This is a genomic window from Marinobacter sp. (assembly GCF_035268745.1).
Lineage (GTDB): Bacteria > Pseudomonadota > Gammaproteobacteria > Pseudomonadales > Oleiphilaceae > Marinobacter.
In genome coordinates, this window is sequence record NZ_DATFKH010000135.1 from 1 (window position 1) to 3,412 (window position 3,412).

The following is a 3,412-nucleotide window of genomic DNA, read 5'->3' on the forward strand; positions in this document are numbered from 1 at the left end:
CGTGGCCGAGACAGTGTTCAAGTCGTTACACCATTCGTGCAGGTCGGAACTTACCCGACAAGGAATTTCGCTACCTTAGGACCGTTATAGTTACGGCCGCCGTTTACCGGGGCTTCAGTCAAGAGCTTCGCCGAAGCTAACCCCCTTCTTTAACCTTCCGGCACCGGGCAGGTGTCAGTCCCTATACATCGCCTTACGGCTTAGCAGAGACATGTGTTTTTGGTAAACAGTCGCTTGAACCTTTTCACTGCGCCCCGATACCAACCGAAGTTGGCACCAGGGGATCCTTCTCCCGAAGTTACGGATCGAATTTGCCTAGTTCCTTAGCCACGATTCTCTCGAGCACCTGAGGATTCTCTCCTCACCCACCTGTGTCGGTTTAGGGTACGAGCGATACCAGCAAACAACGACGCTTTTCTTGGCAGCCAGATTACCTTCACTATCCGTTTGGCCGTAGCCTCCCGGTACTGTCGGGTTTCAGCCTTAACGGGGAGCGGATTTGCCTGCCCCCCGGCCTACACCCTTCAACCCCGTATTCCGTCACGGGGCGGAAGTGTCACTTCTGCGTCACGCCTTTGCCTTACCACTGGTGTCGGTACCGGAATATTGAACCGGTTTTCCATCGGCTTCGCCCTTCGGCTACACCTTAGGTCTCGACTAACCCTGATCCGATTAGCGTTGATCAGGAACCCTTGGGTTTTCGGTGGACGGGTTTCTCACCCGTCTTATCGTTACTCATGCCTACAGTTTCTCTGCCGACCCCTCCAGTCCCCCTCACAGAGAACCTTCGGCGGGGTCGGTATGCTCCCCTACCACTCTATCTTGCGATAGAATCCATAGTTTCGGTAGCTGGCTTATGCCCGCAAATTATCGACGCCGGATCGCTCGACCAGTGAGCTATTACGCACTCTTTTAAGGAATGGCTGCTTCTAAGCCAACCTCCTGGTTGTCTGGGCAATCCAACTTTCTTTAATCAACTTAGCCAACATTTAGGGACCTTAACTGATGGTCTGGGTTGTTTCCCTCTCGCGACAGGACGTTATCACCCTGCCACTGACTGCGCATCAACACCAACCGGCATTCGGAGTTTGTCTAGGTTTGGTACCCGGTGAAGGGCCCTAGCCTAATCAGTGCTCTACCTCCGGATGGCTATCCGATGCACGCTATACCTAAATATATTTCGGGGAGTACGAGCTATTTCCGAGTTTGATTGGCCTTTCACCCCTATCCACAGCTCATCCGATGGCTTTTCAACGCCAGGCGGTTCGGGCCTCCAGCACCTGTTACGGCACCTTCACCCTGGCCATGGATAGATCACTCGGTTTCGCGTCTGCCCCATCCTACTGCTCGCCCTTATCAGACTCGCTTTCGCTACGGCTTCTCCGCTAAGCGGATTAACCTCGCAGGCTAGGAGCAACTCGTAGGCTCATTATACAAAAGGCACGCCGTCATCCCATATAAATACAGGACTCCGACCGCTTGTAAGCGCACGGTTTCAGGTACTATTTCACTCGCCTTCTCGGCGTTCTTTTCACCTTTCCCTCACGGTACTAGTTCACTATCGGTCATACAGTTGTATTTAGCCTTGGCGGATGGTGCCGCCGGATTCATACAGGGTTTCACCGGCCCCGTACTACTCAGGATACCACTACCTCCTCTTTGCTTACGCCTACAGGACTTTCACCCTCTTTGGTGCTGCTTTCCAGGCAGCTTCGACTTCGCTCGGATTCAGATGTTGTGGTCCTACAACCCCACACCATGCAAGCATGATGTGGTTTAGGCTGATTCCCGTTCGCTCGCCACTACTTGGGAAATCACAATTGTTTTCTCTTCCTCAGGGTACTTAGATGTTTCAGTTCCCCTGGTACGCCCTCCTCGAAAGGAGTATCTCACCACCGAAGTGATGGGATGGGTTTCCCCATTCGGACATCCACGGATCAACGCTTCTTTGCAGCTCCCCGCAGCTTATCGCAGCTTGGCACGTCCTTCATCGCCACTGTATGCCTAGGCATTCACCGTACGCTCTTTTCTACTTAATCCTTGCATGGCTTGCACCCACAAACGGGGCCCGCCAGCAATGTCATGAGCTCGATTTACCTCGATACTTTTCTAAATTGCTGTGCGCCTTCGTAGGACAAAGACGCACACATTACAGCTTTATTACTATCCACATTATGTCAAAGAACATCCAAGAAGACACCAAGGGAAACGATCCCTTCCCGGCCCGGACCAGCTCCCGCTGTCCCGCCGCGTATCTTAATCTCATCATTCATCCTGTTATTATAGCATGCCGCACCCGGCCGCATCACCCTCCCGCCTGTCAGTGGAGCTACAGGGATTCGAACCCTGGACCCCTGCCTTGCAAAGGCAGTGCTCTAGCCAGCTGAGCTATAGCCCCCGGTTTGTGGGCCCGGCCCCGAAGCCTCGGGACAACCTCACAGCCCAAAGTGGGCTTGGCAGGAGTTGAACCTGCGACCTCACGCTTATCAGGCGTGCGCTCTAACCACCTGAGCTACAAGCCCATTATTGGCAGCCGAATCGCACATCCGCGCAAAAGCCACCTGATCCGCCAGCTGACGGACTCATTTTTCAATGGAGCAGCCCGGCGGCGTGCCGGCCAGCCTCCTGTCCCCGCCCTGCGGCGGGGCAATCCTGCCGGCAGGCAGGACAGACGTGACAGTGATAAACAGATTGCTGAGCAGGCAAAAAGCCGGCTTTTACTTATCTAGGAGGTGATCCAGCCGCACCTTCCGGTACGGCTACCTTGTTACGACTTAGCGCCAGTTACCAAGCTTACCCTAGGCACCTGCCCCCCCGAAGGGTTGGCACGGCGACATCAGGTACTCCTGACTTCCATCGCTTGACGGGCGGTGTGTACAAGGCCCGGGAACGTATTCACCGCGTCGTTGCTGATACGCGATTACTAGCGATTCCACCTTCATGGAGTCGAGTTGCAGACTCCAATCCGAACTGGGAATGGCTTTCGAGATCTGCGCCCCTTTGCAGGGTGGCGTCCCTCTGTACCATCCATTGTAGCACGTGTGCAGCCCCGGACATAAGGGCCATGATGACTTGACGTCGTCCCCACCTTCCTCACTACTTGCGTAGGCAGTCTGGCTAGAGTCCCCACCATTACGTGCTGGTAACTAACCACAGGGGTTGCGCTCGTTGCGCCACTTAAGGCAACACCTCACGGCACGAGCTGACGACAGCCATGCAGCACCTTCCATGATGCCCCGAAGGGAAGGTCCGTTTCGGGACCGGTCATCGTGGATTTAGCCCGGGTAAGGTTCTTCGCGTTGCATCGAATTAAGCCACATGCTCCACCGCTTGTGCGGGCCCCCGTCAATTCCTTTGAGTTTCATTCTTGCGAACGTACTCCCCAGGTGGTATGCTTACTGCGTTAACTGCG

At 54.8% G+C, this 3,412-nt stretch carries 2 tRNA genes and 2 rRNA genes; all 4 read right to left on the reverse strand.

The features are described 5' to 3' along the window. Positions 1-2,039 (reverse strand): 23S ribosomal RNA (locus tag VJ956_RS10740); the annotation flags it as partial. 285 nt (positions 2,040-2,324) lie between these two features. Next, a tRNA-Ala gene (locus tag VJ956_RS10745) sits at positions 2,325-2,398 on the reverse strand. Between the two features lie 50 nt (positions 2,399-2,448). Beyond that, positions 2,449-2,522: transfer RNA gene (locus VJ956_RS10750), tRNA-Ile, on the reverse strand. Positions 2,523-2,725: 203 nt separating this feature from the next. After that, positions 2,726-3,412, reverse strand: a 16S ribosomal RNA gene (locus VJ956_RS10755); the annotation flags it as partial.